This window comes from Streptomyces venezuelae (assembly GCF_008642375.1).
Taxonomy (GTDB): Bacteria; Actinomycetota; Actinomycetes; order Streptomycetales; family Streptomycetaceae; genus Streptomyces; species Streptomyces venezuelae_G.
In genome coordinates this window covers 6,752,501-6,771,116 of the sequence record NZ_CP029194.1, presented here as the reverse complement: position 1 = coordinate 6,771,116, position 18,616 = coordinate 6,752,501, and the positions used below count along the sequence as shown (strand labels likewise).

At 71.0% G+C, this 18,616-nt stretch carries 14 protein-coding genes, 2 rRNA genes and 1 pseudogene (1 of these 17 only partly in view); 3 read left to right on the top strand and 14 right to left on the bottom strand.

The window, feature by feature from the left end; genetic code table 11:
- The first annotated feature begins 83 nt into the window (after positions 1-83).
- On the top strand, positions 84-1,706 hold the full coding sequence (locus DEJ46_RS30955) for a PucR family transcriptional regulator (protein WP_150271654.1): 1,623 nt from the start codon (positions 84-86) through the stop codon (positions 1,704-1,706).
- Between the two features lie 58 nt (positions 1,707-1,764).
- On the opposite strand, the gene DEJ46_RS30950 is transcribed toward DEJ46_RS30955, so the two are convergent.
- The 6 genes from DEJ46_RS30950 to DEJ46_RS30925 form a co-directional block, all read right to left on the bottom strand.
- The gene (locus DEJ46_RS30950; protein ID WP_150271653.1) at positions 1,765-2,898 is read right to left on the bottom strand and encodes a glycosyltransferase family 4 protein; all 1,134 of its coding nucleotides are present in this window, start codon (positions 2,896-2,898) and stop codon (positions 1,765-1,767) included.
- A gap of 108 nt (positions 2,899-3,006) precedes the next feature.
- Positions 3,007-3,726, bottom strand: a complete 720-nt coding sequence (locus DEJ46_RS30945) for a hypothetical protein (protein ID WP_150271651.1) — start codon at positions 3,724-3,726, stop codon at positions 3,007-3,009.
- Positions 3,723-5,465: a DNA repair protein RecN gene (recN, locus tag DEJ46_RS30940; RefSeq protein ID WP_150271649.1), complete on the bottom strand. Its 1,743-nt coding sequence runs from the start codon at positions 5,463-5,465 to the stop codon at positions 3,723-3,725. Before recN ends, DEJ46_RS30945 begins: the two co-directional genes overlap by 4 nt.
- Positions 5,466-5,553: 88 nt before the next feature.
- Positions 5,554-6,474 (bottom strand): NAD kinase, encoded by a 921-nt coding sequence (locus DEJ46_RS30935; RefSeq protein WP_056650727.1) that lies wholly within the window; start codon positions 6,472-6,474, stop codon positions 5,554-5,556.
- Positions 6,471-7,286, bottom strand: a complete 816-nt coding sequence (locus DEJ46_RS30930; RefSeq protein ID WP_150271647.1) for a TlyA family RNA methyltransferase — start codon at positions 7,284-7,286, stop codon at positions 6,471-6,473. The genes DEJ46_RS30935 and DEJ46_RS30930 overlap by 4 nt, the downstream gene beginning before the upstream one ends.
- A gap of 7 nt (positions 7,287-7,293) precedes the next feature.
- Complete coding sequence (locus DEJ46_RS30925) at positions 7,294-7,569, bottom strand: hypothetical protein (protein WP_150271645.1); 276 nt, start codon at positions 7,567-7,569, stop codon at positions 7,294-7,296.
- A gap of 42 nt (positions 7,570-7,611) precedes the next feature.
- Here DEJ46_RS30925 and DEJ46_RS30920 point away from each other — a divergent pair, with 42 nt between their 5' ends.
- A complete protein-coding gene (locus DEJ46_RS30920) occupies positions 7,612-7,959 on the top strand; it encodes an SCP2 sterol-binding domain-containing protein (protein ID WP_150271644.1) in 348 nt (115 codons plus the stop codon).
- Here DEJ46_RS30920 and DEJ46_RS30915 read toward each other — a convergent pair.
- From DEJ46_RS30915 to DEJ46_RS30900, 4 genes are all read right to left on the bottom strand, one after another.
- The gene (locus DEJ46_RS30915) at positions 7,948-8,832 is read right to left on the bottom strand and encodes an ABC transporter ATP-binding protein (protein WP_411757792.1); all 885 of its coding nucleotides are present in this window, start codon (positions 8,830-8,832) and stop codon (positions 7,948-7,950) included. The genes DEJ46_RS30920 and DEJ46_RS30915 overlap by 12 nt on opposite strands.
- A complete protein-coding gene (locus tag DEJ46_RS30910; protein WP_150271642.1) occupies positions 8,829-9,863 on the bottom strand; it encodes a FecCD family ABC transporter permease in 1,035 nt (344 codons plus the stop codon). The genes DEJ46_RS30915 and DEJ46_RS30910 overlap by 4 nt, the downstream gene beginning before the upstream one ends.
- Positions 9,860-10,819, bottom strand: coding sequence for an iron chelate uptake ABC transporter family permease subunit (locus DEJ46_RS30905; protein ID WP_174867352.1), 960 nt, complete (start codon positions 10,817-10,819; stop codon positions 9,860-9,862). Before DEJ46_RS30905 ends, DEJ46_RS30910 begins: the two co-directional genes overlap by 4 nt.
- A 153-nt stretch (positions 10,820-10,972) precedes the next feature.
- Positions 10,973-12,043 (bottom strand): HAD hydrolase-like protein, encoded by a 1,071-nt coding sequence (locus DEJ46_RS30900; RefSeq protein ID WP_150271640.1) that lies wholly within the window; start codon positions 12,041-12,043, stop codon positions 10,973-10,975.
- Between the two features lie 82 nt (positions 12,044-12,125).
- Here DEJ46_RS30900 and DEJ46_RS30895 point away from each other — a divergent pair, with 82 nt between their 5' ends.
- Complete coding sequence (locus tag DEJ46_RS30895) at positions 12,126-13,421, top strand: DUF1015 domain-containing protein (protein ID WP_190622979.1); 1,296 nt, start codon at positions 12,126-12,128, stop codon at positions 13,419-13,421.
- 61 nt (positions 13,422-13,482) lie between these two features.
- Here DEJ46_RS30895 and DEJ46_RS39345 read toward each other — a convergent pair whose 3' ends face one another.
- The 4 genes and pseudogenes from DEJ46_RS39345 to DEJ46_RS30880 all read right to left on the bottom strand — a co-directional run.
- A complete protein-coding gene (locus DEJ46_RS39345; protein WP_223835515.1) occupies positions 13,483-14,322 on the bottom strand; it encodes a hypothetical protein in 840 nt (279 codons plus the stop codon).
- Positions 14,323-14,667: 345 nt separating this feature from the next.
- Positions 14,668-15,450 (bottom strand): annotated as a pseudogene (locus tag DEJ46_RS40965) (hypothetical protein); the annotation flags it as partial.
- Between the two features lie 407 nt (positions 15,451-15,857).
- A 5S ribosomal RNA gene (gene rrf / locus DEJ46_RS30885) occupies positions 15,858-15,974 on the bottom strand.
- A gap of 106 nt (positions 15,975-16,080) precedes the next feature.
- Positions 16,081-18,616 (bottom strand): 23S ribosomal RNA (locus DEJ46_RS30880); it runs 586 nt beyond the window's last position.

Below are 18,616 nucleotides of genomic sequence, written 5' to 3'. Positions count from 1 at the left end.
GTCGCCCCGATGTACGAAGTGTCCGGTGCCGTGACCGTGCGGTGATGTCATCGAAACACGGACGCGGGGTAGCGTCCGGCACCATGGACAATCAGGGCGGGATCACCGTGCAGCGGGCGCTCGAACTCCCGGGTCTGCGCAGCGGGCTCCCGGAGGTCGTCGCCGGCGCGGACCGGCTGCACCGCACGGTGCGCTGGGTGCACGCGGGCGAGGTGCCGAACATCGCGTCGCTCCTCAAGGGCGGCGAGCTGCTGCTGACCACGGGCCTCGGGCTCGGGACCCGGCCGGCCGAGCAGCGGGCCTTCGTCCGCCGGCTCGCGGACCGGGGCATCGCGGCGCTCGTGGTGGAGCTGGGCCCGCGCTTCGCCCGCCTCCCGGCGACGATAGTGGAGACCGCGCGGGCCGCCGGGCTGCCCCTGGTGCAGCTGCACCGCGAGGTCCCCTTCGTGGCCGTCACGGAGGAGATCCACACCGAGATCGTCAACGGCCACTACGCGCTCCTCCGGCAGGCAGAGGAGGTCCACCGGCAGTGCACGGGGGCCCTGCTCGGCGGCGGCGGGGTGCCGCAGGTCCTCCGTATCCTCTCCGACTTCGCCGCGAACCCGGTCTTCCTGGAGACCGCCGACGGCCAGCTCCTGTACGCGGCGGGCACCGAGTCCGGCCCCGCCGACCCGCTCCAGGTGTGGGACGGGCTGCGCGGCCAGCGCGCGGCCCGCGAATCCGGCCCGCCGACCGGTACGGTCCTCGTCGACGTGCCGGGCGGCGGCCCCGGTTCGGGCTCGGTCCGGGCCCGCCTGGTCCTCCTCGCGGTCTCCGGCGCCCTCTCCCCCGTCCACCGGATGGCGGCCGAGCGGGCGGCGGGCATCCTCGCGGTGGTCCTCATGCAGGCACGCCAGGAGGAGGAGCTGGCCGCACGCGGCCGGGGCGACTTCCTGACGGACCTCGCGGAGGGCCGGATCACGGCCGAGGCGGCACCGGCCCAGGCCCGCGTCCTCGGCTTCAAGCCGGGCGAGGGCCCGCTGCTGCCGGTGGTCATGCGCCTGGCCCCGGAACTCTCCCCTTCGGGCAACTGGGCGCTCCTCGCCCGGGCGGTCCTCGAGGAGCTCGCCTCCGTCGGAGTCCCTGTCCTGCTGGGCGTCCGCCCGGTCGAGGGACGGGTCCCGCTCCTCCTGGGCCTGCGCTCGGAATCCGAGCGCACGGCCGTCGCGGACCGGGTCGCGGCGGCGCTCCGCGCGGGCGTGGAGCGGGCGGGCCTGGAGCGCGCGGGCGTCCACCCGCCGGTGGTCGTCGTGGGAGTCGCCGGAAGCTGGGCGGCGGCCTCCGCGGGCCTGCGGCACGCGGCGGAGACGGCGACGGCCGCGCAGGGCCTCTCGGACCTCCCCTGGTACGACGCCCGCCGCCTCGACATCGACCTGCTGCTGTGGCGCCTGCGCGACCATCCGGACCTGGCGGCCTTCGTGGACCGCGCGATCGGGCCCCTCCGGGACCACGACCGCACCTCCCGGCCGCCGCTGCTCCCGACCCTGGAGACGTACCTGGCCCACGCGGGCCGCAAGGCGGAGACGGCCCGCGAACTCCACCTCAACCGCCAGACCCTCTACAACCGTCTGGCCCGCATCTCCGAACTCCTGGGCACGGACCTGGACGACCCCCAGACGGTCCTGGCCCTCTCCCTGTCCCTGAGAGCCCGCCGCCACACGACGTAACGCGCCGCAAGGCTTCGGGAAGGGGCGGGGGAATCACCCTCACCCGCCCCGCCTCCCGCTACCGCCGGCCCGCCAACTCGTCGTACACGCTCAGCACATGAGCGACCGTCTCGTCCTCCGTGGGCCACGTCCCGGCCTGCACCCGCCCCGCCGCCGCGAGGTCCATCCGCCGCTCCGCGTCCTCCAACAGCCCCCGCACCGCCCCCGCGAGCGCCACAGCGTCCCCGTACGGCACGAGCTCCGCCGCGTCCCCGACCAGTTCCGGGACTCCGCCGACCGCCGTCGCGACCAGCGGCACACCGAGCCGCAGCGCCTCCTGCGCGAGCAGGGAGCGGGCCTCCCGGCGCGACGGGAGGACCGCGACGTCCGCCGCGGCCAGCAGCTCCGCGACGTCGTCGCGCCGCCCGATCAGCCGCACCGCGAGCCGCTCCGCGGTGATCCGCCGCTGCAGCGCGGCCCGTTCGCGCCCCTCGCCCGCGATGACGAGCAGCGGCTGCGGGTCGAGGTCCCGCCACGAGCGCGCCGCGTCGAGCAGCGTCCCGTACCCCCGCCCCCGTTCGAGCGCGCCGACGGCCATCAGCAAGGGCCGGTCGATCGCGCCCAGTTCGGCCCGGGCCTTGCCGTCGTGGAGGCAGACGGGCCCGCGCCCGGCCGGCACGGTGACGGGCGCGAGCCGGGCGTCCCGCGCCCCGCGCCGCCGTGCCCGGTCGACGAGTTCGGACGACGTGCCGAGGACGACGGACGCGGCCCGCACGGTCCTGCGCTCCAGGAGCCGCTGCACCCCGCCCCGCGCCCCGTCCAGGTGGTTCCGGCTGTGCCAGGTCGTGACGAGCGGCGTACGACCCTTCCCGGACGTCGGCCCGCCCCCCGACCCCACGGAGGCCGACCCGCAGGCCGGCGCCGAGAGCGCGAGCGTGGCCCGCACGGAGGCCTGGAGGCCGTGCGCGTGGACCACGTCCGCGCCGATGCAGGCGTTGCGGAGCGCGGTGACGGTCGCGGGGTCCCCGAGGCGCGGCAGGGGCACGAAGTGCGCCCCCGCACCGAGGTAGTCGTAGAGGCGGTCGAGTTCTGCCGGGGCGCACACGGTCACCCGCACGCCCCTCGCCACCAGCCCCGAGGCGAGTGATCGGACGTGAGAGCTGCTGCCCGCGCTGCCGCCGCCCAGCACTTGGACCGTACGGAGCTGTGTCACGCGCCCAAGGATGCCAGCCCGTACCGCCGACCGTACGCACGTTCCGGCACCGAAACGGCGTCGTTCCCTTGTACGGAGGGCGTCCGCCGTCCGCACCCGTCCCAGGATTCACCCACTCGGGCGAGCGCGCGAGGTGGCGTCCCACTCCCCCCACGCCGCGGCGGCGACGACTCCCGCCGCGTGCGCGAGGAGCCCGAACCGCCCGTTCCCGGCGGCGATCGCGCCGCCGACGGCCGCACCGAGCGCGTGCGCCCCGGCGTCGCCGAGCATCGTGCGCTCCCCGAGGTCCTCACCGAGGACCGCCGAGGCCGCTCCCATCGGGGCGGCGGCGAGCGACCCGCGGAGCAGCCCGGGAGCACCGAGCGCGAGCACGGTCAGGCCCGCCCGCCCCGGCCGTACGTCCACGAGGTTCACCAGATGGGCGCTGCCGGCGATGACGACCCCGGCGAGGACCTTGTCCACGGGCCGTTCCTTGAGCAGCGCCCCGGCCGCCAGCGAGACCGCGCCGATGCCGAGGAACTTGACGGCCCCGCTGGTCACCTCGCCGTCCCGCAGCGCCGCCAAGTGCGCCCGGAAACCGCGCCGGTGATCGCCCTTCACATCGTCGTACGCCCCGCACGCCGCGGCGGCCAGCACGGCGAACGCCACGGGCCCGCTGCCGCTGCCGGCCGCCGCCCCGAGAGCCGTCGCGGGCCCGGAGTGCAGGTCGACGCTCCGCCCGGCGTGGTTGGTCCGCGTCCACCGCGGACCGTCCACCGACCGGCGCATCCCCTCGTACACCGCCCGCGTCACCCCCGCGGCGACCCCGAACGCCGCGAGTCGTCTCACGCGTCCGCCCGGGCCGTCGCGAGCAGCTCCTCCGCGTGCGCCCTGGCCGTCTCGGAGTCCTCCTGGCCGGCGAGCATCCGGGACAGCTCCCTGACCCGCTCCTCGCCCTCCAGGACGGTGACGCCGGACCGGGTCACGGAACCGTCGTTGGTCTTCTCGACGAGCAGCTGCCGGTCGGCGAAGGCCGCGACCTGCGGCAGGTGGGTGACGACGACGACCTGCGCCGTCCTGGCGAGCTTGGCGAGCCGCCGCCCGATCTCCACGGCCGCCTTGCCGCCGACGCCCGCGTCGACCTCGTCGAAGAGGTACGTGGGCACGGGGTCGGTCCCCGCGAAGACGACCTCCACGGCGAGCATCACGCGGGACAGCTCACCGCCGGACGCGCCCTTGGCGATCGGCCGCGGCGGCGCGCCCGGGTGCGGGGCGAGCAGCAGCTCGACCTCGTCGGCCCCGGACGGGCCGTACGCGACCCGCCGGCCGCCGACCTCGACGCCGTCGGGGTCCTCGGTCTGGCTGATGGCGAAGGACACGCGCGCGTGCGGCATGGCGAGCGAGGCCAGCTCGGCGGTGACCGCCCCGGCGAACCGGTCGGCCGTCTCCGTGCGGGCGTCGGTGAGCCCCTGGGCGAGGACGGACAGCTCGTCGCGCAGCCGGTCCCGCTCGGCGGTCAGCTCCTCGACACGGTCGTCGTCGCCGTCCAGCTCACCGAGCCGGGCAGCGCTCTCCTCGGCCCAGGCGAGGACGGCGGTGATGTCCTGGCCGTACTTCCGGGTGAGCTGGGTGAGGGCGGCGCGCCGCTCCTCGACGGCGGCGAGCCGCAGCGGGTCGGCGTCCAGGTCGTCGGCGTATCCGGCGAGCTCCCCGGCCACGTCCCCGAGCAGGATGGAGATCTCCCCCATCCGGTCGGCGAGCGAGGCGAGCGCCGCGTCGTGGGACCGTACGGCCTCCAGGGCCCGGCCCGCTCCCGCGACGAGGGTCGTCGCGTCGACGGCCTCGGGGTCCTCGGGGTCGCCCGCGAGCGCGCCGTGCGCGAGCGCGGCGGCGGAGGCGAGGGCCTCGGCGTGCCCGAGCCGTTCCGCCTCGGCGGCGAGTTCGGTGTCCTCCCCGGCGCGCGGGGCGACGGCCTCGATCTCGGTGAGCCCGAAGCGCAGCAGATCGGCTTCCTGGGCCCGTTCCCGGGCCCGGGTGGTGATCTCCTCCAGCTCGCCCGTGACGGCCCGCAGCCGCTTGTACGCCTCGCCGTAGGCGGCGAGCGGTACGGCGACGGCCTCGCCCGCGTACCGGTCGAGCGCACCGCGCTGCCGGGCGGGCTTGAGCAGGCCCTGCTGGTCGGTCTGGCCGTGGACGGCGACGAGCTCGTCGGCGAGCTCGGCGAGCAGCCCGACGGGCACGGAGCGCCCGCCGAGGTGGGCCCGTGAGCGTCCTTCGGCCGAGATGGTGCGGCTGACGAGGAGCACTCCCTCGTCGAGCTCCGCCCCGGCCTCCTCCGCGCGCACGGCCGCGGGCGCGCCCGCGGGCACGCTGATCCGTCCTTCGACGACGGCCGAGGCCGCGCCGATCCGCACCAGGGCCGGGTCGGCCCTTCCACCGAGCAGCAAGCCCAGACTGGTCACGACCATGGTCTTGCCCGCACCGGTCTCACCGGTCACCGCGGTGAAGCCGGGCGACAGCTCGACCACCGCGTCGTCGATGACCCCGAGCGACCGTATCCGCATCTCCTCCAGCACGCCCCAGACCATACGAGGTTTCCCTGGTCCGATGCGACATCGCCCCGGGCGTAACTCTCCGGCGCGCCGATCGTTCGGGACCACCGGAGGGAGCGGGCGATCAGTGCGGAGCGCCCCGCCAGCCGGAGACCGGGAGGGCGAACTTGGCGACCAGCCGGTCCGTGAAGGAGGCGTGGTGCAGCCGGGCCAGCCTGACGGGCACGGCGCCGCGCCGTACCTCGACCCGCGCGCCCGCCGGGAGCTCCACGGTCCGCCGCCCGTCGCACCACAGCACGCCGTGCGGGGTGTGCGGCTCGACCTCGACGGCGAGGACCGACTCGGGGGTGGTGATGAGCGGCTTGGCGAAGAGTGCGTGGGCCCCGATGGGGACCATGAGCAGGGCCTCGACCTCCGGCCAGACGACCGGCCCGCCCGCCGAGAAGGCGTACGCGGTGGAGCCGGTCGGTGTCGCGCAGATCACCCCGTCGCAGCCGAAGCCGGTCACCGGGCGGCCGTCGATCGCGAGCACGACCTCCAGCATCCGCTCCGGGGACACCTTCTGGACGGCCGCCTCGTTGAGCGCCCAGTCGCGGTGCAGGACGTCGCCGTTCTCGTACACGACGACGTCGAGCGTCATGCGCTCCTCGACCTCGTACGCCTTCGTCACGACCCGGTCGACGACCTTGTCGAGGTCGTCCCGCTCGGCCTCCGCGAGGAAGCCGACCCGGCCCAGGTTGACGCCGAGCATCGGCACCCCGGAGGCGCGGGAGAACTCGGCGCCGCGCAGCAGCGTGCCGTCGCCGCCGAGGACGACGAGGAGTTCACAGCCGTCGAGGGCGTCGGAGCAGGCCTCCGGCACCTTCTCGACGGACGGCGGCAGCGGCAGGTCCGAGGCCTCGGCCTCCAGGACGCGGACGCCGATACCGCAGCGCAGCAGCCCCAGGACGACCAGTTCGGCGCTGCGCACGGCGGCCGGCCTGCCGGTGTGCGCGAGCAGGAAGACGGTGCGTGATGTTCCCGATGGTGCTGCTGTCGAGCTCAACTAGGTCCCTCCGCCACGGCGCGGTCCACATCTGCCGGATCCAGCGCGGGCGCGCCCGCCCGCAGCCACAGAAAGTACTCGACGTTCCCGGAGGGGCCGGGCAGCGGGCTCGCGGTGACGCCCAGGACACCGAGTCCGAGCTCGGCGGCGCGCCGGGCCACGTTCTTCACGGCGTCGGCTCGGAGTTCGGGATTCCGTACGACTCCGCCCGTCCCGAGCCGTTCCTTACCCACCTCGAACTGCGGTTTCACCATCAGGACGAGGTCCGCGTCGGGTGCCGTGCACGCCGCGAGGGCGGGCAGGACGAGACCGAGCGGGATGAAGGACAGGTCGCCCACGACGAGATCGACCGGCACACCGTCGATGGCGTCGAGTGTCAACTCGCGTACGTTCGTCCGGTCCTTCACGGTGACGCGCTCGTCGCTCTGCAGCGACCAGGCGAGCTGCCCGTAGCCGACGTCGACGGCGACGACATGGGCGGCGCCCGCGCGCAGCAGCACGTCGGTGAAGCCGCCGGTGGAGGCCCCCGCGTCCAGGGCGCGCCGGCCCTCGACCCGCAGGCCCTGCGGGACGAAGGCCTCGAAGGCCCCGGCGAGCTTGTGGCCGCCGCGGGAGACGTAGTCGGGATCGGAGTCGTCCTGGACGACGACGATGGCCGCGGCGGTCTCGACCTGGGTGGCGGGCTTGGTGGCGACGGTCTTGCCGACGGTCACCCGGCCCGCGGCGATCAGCTGGCTGGCGTGCTCGCGCGAGCGCGCGAGTTTGCGCCGTACCAGCTCGGCGTCGAGACGGCGGCGTGCCACTCCTGCCACGTTCGGTTCAGCTCCTGTTGTCGTGCGGACGGGGGGCGGGGTGTGCGTCGAGCGAGGTCAGCTCGGCGCGCAGTCCACGGTGTACATCCTCGTACACCTCCAGGTGTCCGTCCGCCGGGAGGTGGTCCACCTCGGCGAGACGCGCCAGGTGGGCGTCTACTCCGGCGTGGCCGGTGAGCTCCCGGGCGACGCCGAGCGGCGCGGGCACGGCGGGCTCGTGGTCCTCGGCGGCCCCCGCGGCTTCTCGCTCGTCGGGCCTCTGCTCGGTCGTCGCGTCGCTCATCCCCCGACGCTATCGCGAAGCCCTGGGGTACGGTCGACGGCGATGGCGACGATCACTGAGTGCCGTGGCGCACTGGACAGACTTTCGGACAGCTTCGCGCGGGCGGACGGCGACGTGCGGAGTGCGGCCGCGCTCGACCGCACCCTGAGCTGCCACATCACGGACCTGGACACGACCTTCACCGGCCGTCTCGCGGGCGGCCGGATCGAGGTCGTGGACACGGTCCCGGGCCCGCCGCCGGGGAAGGCGCAGATCCGGCTCGCGATGACCGGCGACGACCTGCTGGCGATGGTGGGCGGCGAGCTGAACTTCGCGAAGGCCTGGGCCTCCGGCCGGGTCAGGCTGGAGGCCGGCTTCCGCGACCTGCTGAAGCTGCGCTCACTTCTGTAGGGCGGGCGCCTGGGCCGCCCCGGTGTCACGGGCCCGCGCCTTGCGCCCGGCCGGTACGACGAGCGGCGTGCCGGTCTCCGGGTCCTCGATGACCTGGCAGCGCAGCCCGAAGACCCGCTCGACGAGCTCGGCGGTGACGATCTCGGACGGCGGGCCCTCGGCGACGATCTCGCCGCCGCGGACGGCGATGAGGTGCGTCGCGTACCGGGCCGCGTGGTTGAGGTCGTGCAGGACGGCGACGAGCGTCCGGCCCTGCGTCTCGTGCAGCTCGGCACAGAGGTCGAGGACGTCGATCTGGTGCTGGATGTCGAGGAAGGTCGTCGGCTCGTCGAGGAGCAGCAGCGGCGTCTGCTGGGCGAGCGCCATGGCGATCCAGACGCGCTGGCGCTGCCCGCCGGAGAGCTCGTCGACGTACCGCTCGGCCAGTTCGGCGACGCCGGTCGAGGCCATCGACTCCTGCACGATCCGCTCGTCCTCCGGCGACCACTGGCGCAGCAGTCCCTGGTGGGGGTAGCGGCCACGGGCGACGAGGTCGGCGACGGTGATGCCGTCGGGCGCGATCGAGGACTGGGGCAGCAGGCCGAGGGTCTTGGCGACCTTCTTGGCGGGCAGCGAGTGGATCGACGCCCCGTCGAGCAGGACCCGCCCCTCGGCGGGCTTCAGCATCCGGGAGAGGGCGCGCAGCAGCGTCGACTTGCCGCAGGCGTTGGGCCCGACGATGACGGTGAAGGAGTTGTCGGGGATCTCGACGGACAGGTCGCGGGCGATGACCCGCTGCTCGTACGCGAGGGTGACCGATTCCGCGCTCAGCCGCTGCTTCTGCCGACCGCCCATACCCGTGCTCCCCTTGTCCTTGTCCTTGTTCGTGGTCATATCCGGCCCGCCTTGCGTTCGGTGACGAGCAGCCAGAGCAGATAGCAGCCGCCGAGGATGCCGGTGACGACGCCGACCGGGAGCTGGCGCTCGCCGAAGGCGTTGGTGGCGATCCAGTCGGCGCTGAGCAGCAGCGCCGAGCCCATGAGGGCGGAGGCGGCGAGGTTGGGGCCGGGCGCCCGGGTCAGCCGGCGGGCCAGCTGGGGCGCGCTCAGCGACACGAAGACGATCGGCCCGGCGGCGGAGGTGGCGACGGCGACGAGCAGGACGGCCGAGGCCATGAGGACGATCCGGGTCCGCTCGACCTTCACCCCGAGGGCGTACGCGGCGTCGTCGCCCATCTCCAGCATGCGCAGGGCCCGGCCGTGGCCGAGGACGAGCGGCAGCAGGACGCAGCAGACGGCGAGCAGCGGCCAGAACTGCGACCAGTCGCGGCCGTCGAGGGAGCCGGTCATCCACACGGTGGCGCGGGTCGCGTCCACCAGGTTCGCCTTGGTGATCAGGTAGTGGATGACGGAGGTGAGCATGGCGGCGGCGCCGATGCCGACGAGCACGAGCCGGTAGCCGTGCACGCCCTTCTTCCACGCGAGCAGGTAGATCGTGACACCGGTGACGAGCCCGCCGACGACGGCCCCGCCGGCCGCGGCGGCGGCGCTGCCCTGGAAGAGGACGATGACGAGGAGGGCGCCGACGGTGGCGCCCTGGCCGAAGCCGATGACGTCGGGGCTGCCGAGCGGGTTGCGGGAGACCGACTGGAAGACGGCCCCGCCCACGGCGAGCGCGGCGCCGACGAAGACGGCGACGAGGACCCGCGGCAGCCGCAGGTCCATGACGGCGAACTCCTGGACGGCGGTGCCCTGGCCGAGGAGCGTGTCGACGACCTCGCCCGGCGTCATGGGGAAGTCCCCGGTGCCGATGAGGACGACGGCGACGGCGACGGTGAGCACGAGCAGTCCGACGACGGAGAGCGCGGCCCGGGGCTCGTAGCGTACGGAGAGCCCGCCGCCGGCCCGCAGGGTCTTGGTGGTCACAGCTGGGCCATCCTCTTGCGGCGGACGAGTCGGATGAAGACGGGCCCGCCGATGAGGGCGGTCACGATGCCGACCTGGAGCTCGGAGGGCCGGGCCACGAGCCGCCCGACGACGTCGGAGCCGAGCAGCAGGACCGGCGCGAGGACGGCCGCGTACGGCAGGATCCAGCGCATGTCGGGCCCGGTGATCGCCCGCACCATGTACGGGACCATCAGCCCGAGGAACACGATGGGCCCGCAGGCCGCGGTGGCGGCTCCGCACATCAGGGTGACGGCCACCATGGCGACGACCCGGGTCCGGTTGATGTTCGCACCGAGGGCCCGGGCGGTGTCGTCGCCCATCTCCATGGCGTTCAGGGGCCGCGCGATGAGGAGCGCGAGCACGGCCCCGGTCAGGATGAAGGGGGCGACCTGCCGGATCGTCGCCATGTCGGCGGAGGCGAGCGAGCCGACCGTCCAGAACCGCATCCGGTCGAGGGCAGCGGAGTTGAGCAGCTCGACGGCGTTGACGTACCCGTAGAGCGCGGCGGTCGCGGCGGTCCCGGCGAGCGCCAGCCGCACGGGGGTGGCGCTGCGGCTGCCGCCGAGCAGATAGACGACGACGGCGACGACTGCGGCGCCCACGAAGGCGAACCAGACGTACTCCTTGACGTCGACCACCCCGAGGAACGCGATGGCCGAGACGACGGCCGCGGCGGCGCCCGCGTTCACCCCGAGCAGTCCGGGCTCGGCCAGCGGATTGCGGGTCAGCCCCTGCATCACGGCCCCGGACAGCCCGAGGGCGAGCCCGACGAGCAGCCCGAGGAGGGTACGGGGGACGCGTACGTCATGGATGACGACGTCGTTGCCCACACCGCTGTTCTCGAACAGCCCGTGCCACACGTCTCCGAGCGGCACCGGCTTGGCACCGATCATGATGCTCAGGACACAGACCAGCAGCAGGACCGCGACGGCCACCACCAACCCGACGGCACGGACGGAATTCCGGCGCGTCGGAGCCGTGGCGGCGGGCGTCGGATCCGCGCTCGCTCGGGAAGGACTCTCAACCAACACGGAGTTAGGTTAGCCTACCCAACTTTCTGCCCCGTGCAGGGAATCCTCAAGGAATCGTCACCGCCCCACCCGCGCCAGCGCCTTCCCCGCGTCCAACCCGCACACCCCGTCACCCGCGGCCGACCACGCGGCACCGCACAATGCCCGCACCCCGTCCATCACATCCGCCCCCTCAGCACCCTCAAGCACCAACTCGCCCCCGCTCACGGACGCCCTCCACGCTCCACACTCAACGGCTCCCCCCGCCCCTTCGACGACCTCCGGCTGACCCACCAGCAGCCCCCGCAGATCCGCCGCCACATACGTCGGCCGATGCTCCGGCACCGCCGCCAGCAACTGCGCCACGTCCGTCACCCCGGTGAGGACGAGCAGCGAGTCCACCCCACCGTTGAACGCGCCCTCGATGTCCGTGTCCAGCCGGTCCCCCACGACCAGCGGCCGCGCGGCCCCCGTCCGCAGCACCGTCTCCCGGTGCATCGGCGGCAGCGGCTTCCCCGCGACCTTCGGCTCCGCACGACCCCCCGACGCGATCCGCACGACCTCGACCGCGGCCCCGTTCCCCGGCCCGATCCCCCGTGCGCCCGGAATCGTCAGGTCGGTGTTCGAGGCGTACCACGGCACCCCGCGCTGCACCGCGTACGCGGCCTCCGCGAACCGCCCCCACGGCAGGTCCGGCCCCCCGTACCCCTGGACGACCGCCGCCGGCTCAAAGTCCGCCGACTCCACCGGCACGAGCCCCCGCTCACGCAGCGCCACCCGGAGCCCCTCACCCCCGACGACCAACACCCGCGACCCCTGCGGCACTTCCTCCGCGATCAGCCGCGCCACGGCCTGCGCCGAGGTGACCACGTCCCCGGCCACCGCCGGCACACCGAGATCGGTGAGGTGCGCCGCGACCTCCTCCGGCGTCCGCAGCGCGTTGTTGGTGACGTACGCCAGGTGCATACCGCCCTCGCGCGCCACGCCGAGCGCCTCGACGGCGTACGGGATGGCCGCCCCGCCCGCGTACACGACACCGTCCAGGTCGAGGAGCGCCGTGTCGTACGCCGCGCTCAACGCCACCGCGCTGCTCCCCGGAAGCCTCCTGCCGCCACCGTCGTGCTGCCCCTGGCCGTTCCGCACCGTCACCGCTCACTCCTCGCCTCGCCGGGTGAAATTTCCCCCGCTCCCCCGATCATCGCTCATGCCCACGCCCACATACGATGTCGAGATGAACACCTCAGGTCACGCGGCCGACGCTGTCCGCGACGACGACGCAGGGCTGCGTCTGGCCCCGTTCCGCGGACTCCGTTACGTCCCCGAGCGGGTCGGCAGCCTGGCCGCCGTGACGTCCCCTCCCTACGACGTCGTCGTACGACCTGACGGACTTCTCCATCTGGAATCGGCCGACCCCCACAACATCGTCCGGCTGATCCTCCCGCAGGCCATCACCGCCGGCACCCGCCACCGCAAGGCCGCCGTCACCCTCGACCGCTGGCTCGCCGACGGCGTCCTCGCCCCTGACCCGGAACCCGCGCTCTACGTGTACGAGCAGAACGGCGACGGCATCCTCCAGCGCGGCATCATCGGCGCCCTGGAGCTCTCCACCCCGGACAAGGGCGTGGTCCTCCCGCACGAGGACGTCATGCCGCACGTCGTCGAGGACCGCGCCGCCCTCATGCGGACCACGGCCGCCAATCTGGAACCCCTGCTCCTCACCTACGTCGGAGAGGACGACGGCGGCGCCGACGCCGTCATCGAGCGCGCCGTACACCGCGAGCCCCTGCTCTCCACCACCACGGAGGACGGCTTCCACCACCGCCTCTGGGCGGTCACCGACCCGGCCGAACAGGCCGCCGTCGCCGAGGAGCTCAGCCGCCACCAGGCCCTCATCGCCGACGGCCACCACCGCTGGGCGACGTATCTGCGCCTGCGCGACGAGCACACCGCTCCCGGCCCCTGGAACTACGGCCTGGTCCTCCTCATCGACACCGCCCGCTACCCCCTGCGGGTCCGCGCCATCCACCGCCTCCTCAACCGCCTGCCGGTCGCCGACGCGCTGGCGGCCCTCGGCGACTCCTTCCGCGTACGCCGGATCGAGCGCCCCCTGCCGGTGGCCCTGGAGGCCCTGGCCACCGCGGCGGCCGAAGGCAACGCGTTCCTCCTCGCGGGCGACGGCGCCTTCCATCTCCTGGACCGCCCGGACCCCGCCCTCCTCGAACGGACGATCCGCGCGGACCGCCCCGAGGCCTGGCGCACCCTGGACGCGACCGTCCTGCACTCCGCCCTCCTGGAGCAGCTCTGGCACATCCCGGACGCGCCCGAGGACATCGCCTACATCCACGACACGGAGGCCGCGGTCGCCCAGGCGGAACGCCGCGGCGGTACGGCGGTCCTGATGCACCCGGTCCGCGAAGAGGTCGTACGCGACCTGGCCCGCCAAGGCGTGACGATGCCCCGCAAGTCGACCTCGTTCGGCCCGAAACCCGCGACCGGCCTGGTCCTGAGAAGCCTCGCGCTGGACTGACCCCGGAAACGAAGAAGGGCGGCACCCCGAGGGGTACCGCCCTTCTCACGTGCTCAAAGGATCAACGGTCGTCGCCGTCGACGTCCTCGTCGTCCTCGACATCGTCGATGTCGTCCTCGACCGCACCCTGAACGTCCTCGACGTCCTCGACGTCCGCAACACCCTCGGCGCCCTCGGCGCCCTCGACGTCCTCGACATCTTCGACGTCCTCGTCGTCCGAATCGTCGAAGGCGTCCACGAACTCGATGCCGTCCAGCTCGGCGAGCCGGTCCGAGGCGTCCGTGACGCCGTCCTTGTCGGCCTCCAGAGCCTTGGCGAACCAGTCCCGCGCCTCGCCCTCACGCTCGGCGGCGAGCAGCGCGTCGGCGTAGGCGTACCGCAGACGCGCGGTCCACGGGTGAACGGCGCCGGACGCCAGCTCGGGGCTCTGCAGCGTCACGATGGCGGCATCCAGCTGACCCAGGTCACGACGGGCACCGGCGGCCACGAGCCGCATCTCGACCTGCCCGGCCTTGTCCAGCTTCTGCACCTCGGGCTCGCCGGCCATCGCCAGCGCACGCTCGGGACGGCCCAGGCCACGCTCGCAGTCGGCCATGACGGGCCACAGCTCGACGCCACCGCTCATGCGCCGCGCAGCGCGGAACTCGGCCAGCGCCTCGGAGTACTTCTGCGTGGCGTACGCGGCGAAGCCGGCGGCCTCGCGCACGGCCGCGACACGCGACGCGAGACGCAGGGCGACACGGGAGTACTCGTACGCCTTCTCCGGCTCGTCGTCGATCAGCTGGGCGACCATGACGAGGTTGCGCGAGACGTCCTCGGCCAGTCCCTTGGGCAGGCTCATGAGCTCCTGACGCACGTCCGCGTCGATCTCGTCACCGGTGACCTCCGGCGGGATCGGCAGCCGCTTGATCGGCGCACGGTCGCCACGGTCCCGGTCACGGTCGTCACGCGCCCCGTAGCCACCCCGGTCGTCCCGCCCACGGAACCCACCACGGTCGCCGTCACGCCGGTCGTCGCGCCGGAAGCCACCGCCACGGTTGTCGTCCCGACGCTCATCGCGACGGAACCCACCACCACGGTTGTCATCCCGACGGAAGGGAGGCCGCTCATCACGACGCTCGTCACGACGGAAGCCACCGCCGCGGTTGTCGTCCCGACGGTCGTCACGCTGGAAGGAAGAGGGCCGCTCATCACGACGGAACCCACCACCGCGGTTGTCGTCGCGACGCTCATCGCGACGGAAGCCACCGCCGCGGTTGTCGTCCCGACGGTCGTCACGCTGGAAGGAAGAGGGCCGCTCATCACGACGGAACCCACCACCGCGGTTGTCGTCGCGACGCTCATCGCGACGGAAGCCACCGCCACGGTTGTCGTCCCGACGGTCGTCACGCTGGAAGGAAGAGGGCCGCTCATCACGACGGAACGAAGGCCGCTCATCACGACGCTCGTCACGACGGAAGCCACCGCCACGGTTGTCGTCACGGCGGAACCCGCCACCGGAACCGCCACCGCGGTTGTCATCCCGACGGTCGTCGCGCCGGAAGCCACCACCGGTACCGCCACCGCGATTGTCGTCGCGCCGGAAGCCACCACCGGTACCGCCACCGCGATTGTCGTCGCGCCGGAAGCCACCACCGGTACCGCCACCGCGATTGTCGTCGCGCCGGAAGCCACCACCGGTACCGCCACCGCGATTGTCGTCGCGCCGGAAGCCACCACCGGAGCCACCGCCACGGTTGTCATCCCGACGGAACCCGCCACCGGAACCGCCACCGCGGTTGTCATCCCGACGGTCGTCGCGCCGGAAGCCACCACCGGTACCGCCACCGCGATTGTCGTCGCGCCGGAAGCCACCACCGGAGCCACCGCCACGGTTGTCATCCCGACGGAACCCGCCACCGGAACCGCCGCCACGGTTGTCATCCCGACGGTCATCACGACGGAAGCCACCACCGGAGCCACCACCGCGATTGTCGTCGCGCCGGAACCCGCCACCGGAACCGCCGCCACGGTTGTCATCCCGACGGAACCCGCCACCGGAACCGCCGCCACGGTTGTCATCCCGACGGTCATCACGACGGAAGCCACCACCGGAACCGCCGCCGCGGTTGTCGTCGCGGCGGTCGCCACGACGGTCGTCGCGCTGGTACGAAGGCCGGTCGTCGCGACGGAAGCCGCCACCGCCGCCGCCCCGGTTGTCGTCACGGCGCGGCCCGCGGAAGCCGCCCCGGTCGCCACCGCCACCGTCGTTGCGACGCGGCTCGCGCTCCGGACGGCCGTCGGGAGAGTTGGTGGACATGTGGGTGACTCCTGTCTTCGGGTACTGCAGTCATTCTCGCGCAGCCGGCACTCGGCCGCGCATCGGGAAAATCAAGCAAAAAACAAAAGGACCCCTGGTCCCAGCGTGAACGCTGGGACCAGGGGTCCTGAAATATTGTTCGGCGGCGTCCTACTCTCCCACAGGGTCCCCCCTGCAGTACCATCGGCGCTGAAAGGCTTAGCTTCCGGGTTCGGAATGTAACCGGGCGTTTCCCTAACGCTATGACCACCGAAACCCTATCGGTTTCGAGCGAACAAGCACACTCTGTAGTTATGTTCTAGCTCTAGAAACCAGCAACTGTTCGTTGCTTCAGAACTAACACAGTGGACGCGAGCAACTGAGGACAAGCCCTCGGCCTATTAGTACCGGTCAGCTCCACCCATTACTGGGCTTCCACATCCGGCCTATCAACCCAGTGGTCTACTGGGAGCCTTACCCTCTCAAGGAGGTGGGAATACTCATCTTGAAGCAGGCTTCCCGCTTAGATGCTTTCAGCGGTTATCCCTCCCGAACGTAGCCAACCAGCCATGCCCTTGGCAGGACAACTGGCACACCAGAGGTTCGTCCGTCCCGGTCCTCTCGTACTAGGGACAGCCCTTCTCAATATTCCTACGCGCACAGCGGATAGAGACCGAACTGTCTCACGACGTTCTAAACCCAGCTCGCGTACCGCTTTAATGGGCGAACAGCCCAACCCTTGGGACCGACTCCAGCCCCAGGATGCGACGAGCCGACATCGAGGTGCCAAACCATCCCGTCGATATGGACTCTTGGGGAAGATCAGCCTGTTATCCCCGGGGTACCTTTTATCCGTTGAGCGACGGCGCTTCCACAAGCCACCGCCGGATCACTAGTCCCGACTTTCGTCCCTGCTCGACCCGTCGGTCTCACAGTCAAGCTCCCTTGTGCACTTACACTCAACACCTGATTGCCAACCAGGCTGAGGGAACCTTTGGGCGCCTCCGTTACCCTTTGGGAGGCAACCGCCCCAGTTAAACTACCCATCAGACACTGTCCCTGATCCGGATCACGGACCGAGGTTAGACATCCAGCACGACCAGAGTGGTATTTCAACGGCGACTCCACCATGACTGGCGTCACGGCTTCAAAGTCTCCCACCTATCCTACACAAGCCGAACCGAACACCAATATCAAACTGTAGTAAAGGTCCCGGGGTCTTTTCGTCCTGCTGCGCGAAACGAGCATCTTTACTCGTAGTGCAATTTCACCGGGCCTATGGTTGAGACAGTCGAGAAGTCGTTACGCCATTCGTGCAGGTCGGAACTTACCCGACAAGGAATTTCGCTACCTTAGGATGGTTATAGTTACCACCGCCGTTTACTGGCGCTTAAGTTCTCAGCTTCGCCACACCGAAATGTGACTAACCGGTCCCCTTAACGTTCCAGCACCGGGCAGGCGTCAGTCCGTATACATCGCCTTACGGCTTCGCACGGACCTGTGTTTTTAGTAAACAGTCGCTTCTCGCTGGTCTCTGCGGCCACCCCCAGCTCAAGGAGCAAGTCCTATCACCGGTGATGGCCCCCCTTCTCCCGAAGTTACGGGGGCATTTTGCCGAGTTCCTTAACCATAGTTCACCCGAACGCCTCGGTATTCTCTACCTGACTACCTGAGTCGGTTTAGGGTACGGGCCGCCATGAAACTCGCTAGAGGCTTTTCTCGACAGCATAGGATCATCCACTTCACCACAATCGGCTCGGCATCAGGTCTCAGGCTTAATGCGTGACGGATTTGCCTATCACACGCCCTACACCCTTACCCCGGGACTACCACCGCCCGGGCTGGACTACCTTCCTGCGTCACCCCATCGCTTACCTACTACCACCTTGGGTCGACGGCTCCACCACTTTCCTTTCCCCGAAGGGTCCGGAACGGCTTCACGGCCTTAGCATTAATGGGCTCGATATTGGGCGTTTCAAAGCGGGTACCGGAATATCAACCGGTTGTCCATCGACTACGCCTGTCGGCCTCGCCTTAGGTCCCGACTTACCCTGGGCAGATCAGCTTGACCCAGGAACCCTTAGTCAATCGGCGCACACGTTTCTCACGTGTGTATCGCTACTCATGCCTGCATTCTCACTCGTGAACCGTCCACAACTCGCTTCCGCGGCTGCTTCACCCGGCACACGACGCTCCCCTACCCATCACAGCGGGCGTTGGCCCTATTGCTGCAATGACACGACTTCGGCGGTACGCTTGAGCCCCGCTACATTGTCGGCGCGGAATCACTTGACCAGTGAGCTATTACGCACTCTTTCAAGGGTGGCTGCTTCTAAGCCAACCTCCTGGTTGTCTCTGCGACTCCACATCCTTTCCCACTTAGCGTACGCTTAGGGGCCTTAGTCGATGCTCTGGGCTGTTTCCCTCTCGACCATGGAGCTTATCCCCCACAGTCTCACTGCCGTGCTCTCACTTACCGGCATTCGGAGTTTGGCTAAGGTCAGTAACCCGGTAGGGCCCATCGCCTATCCAGTGCTCTACCTCCGGCAAGAAACACACGACGCTGCACCTAAATGCATTTCGGGGAGAACCAGCTATCACGGAGTTTGATTGGCCTTTCACCCCTAACCACAGGTCATCCCCCAGGTTTTCAACCCTGGTGGGTTCGGTCCTCCACGAAGTCTTACCTCCGCTTCAACCTGCCCATGGCTAGATCACTCCGCTTCGGGTCTTGAGCGCGCTACTAAATCGCCCTATTCGGACTCGCTTTCGCTACGGCTTCCCCACACGGGTTAACCTCGCAACACACCGCAAACTCGCAGGCTCATTCTTCAAAAGGCACGCAGTCACGACCCATTGGGTAAACCCAATGAGCGACGCTCCCACGGCTTGTAGGCACACGGTTTCAGGTACTATT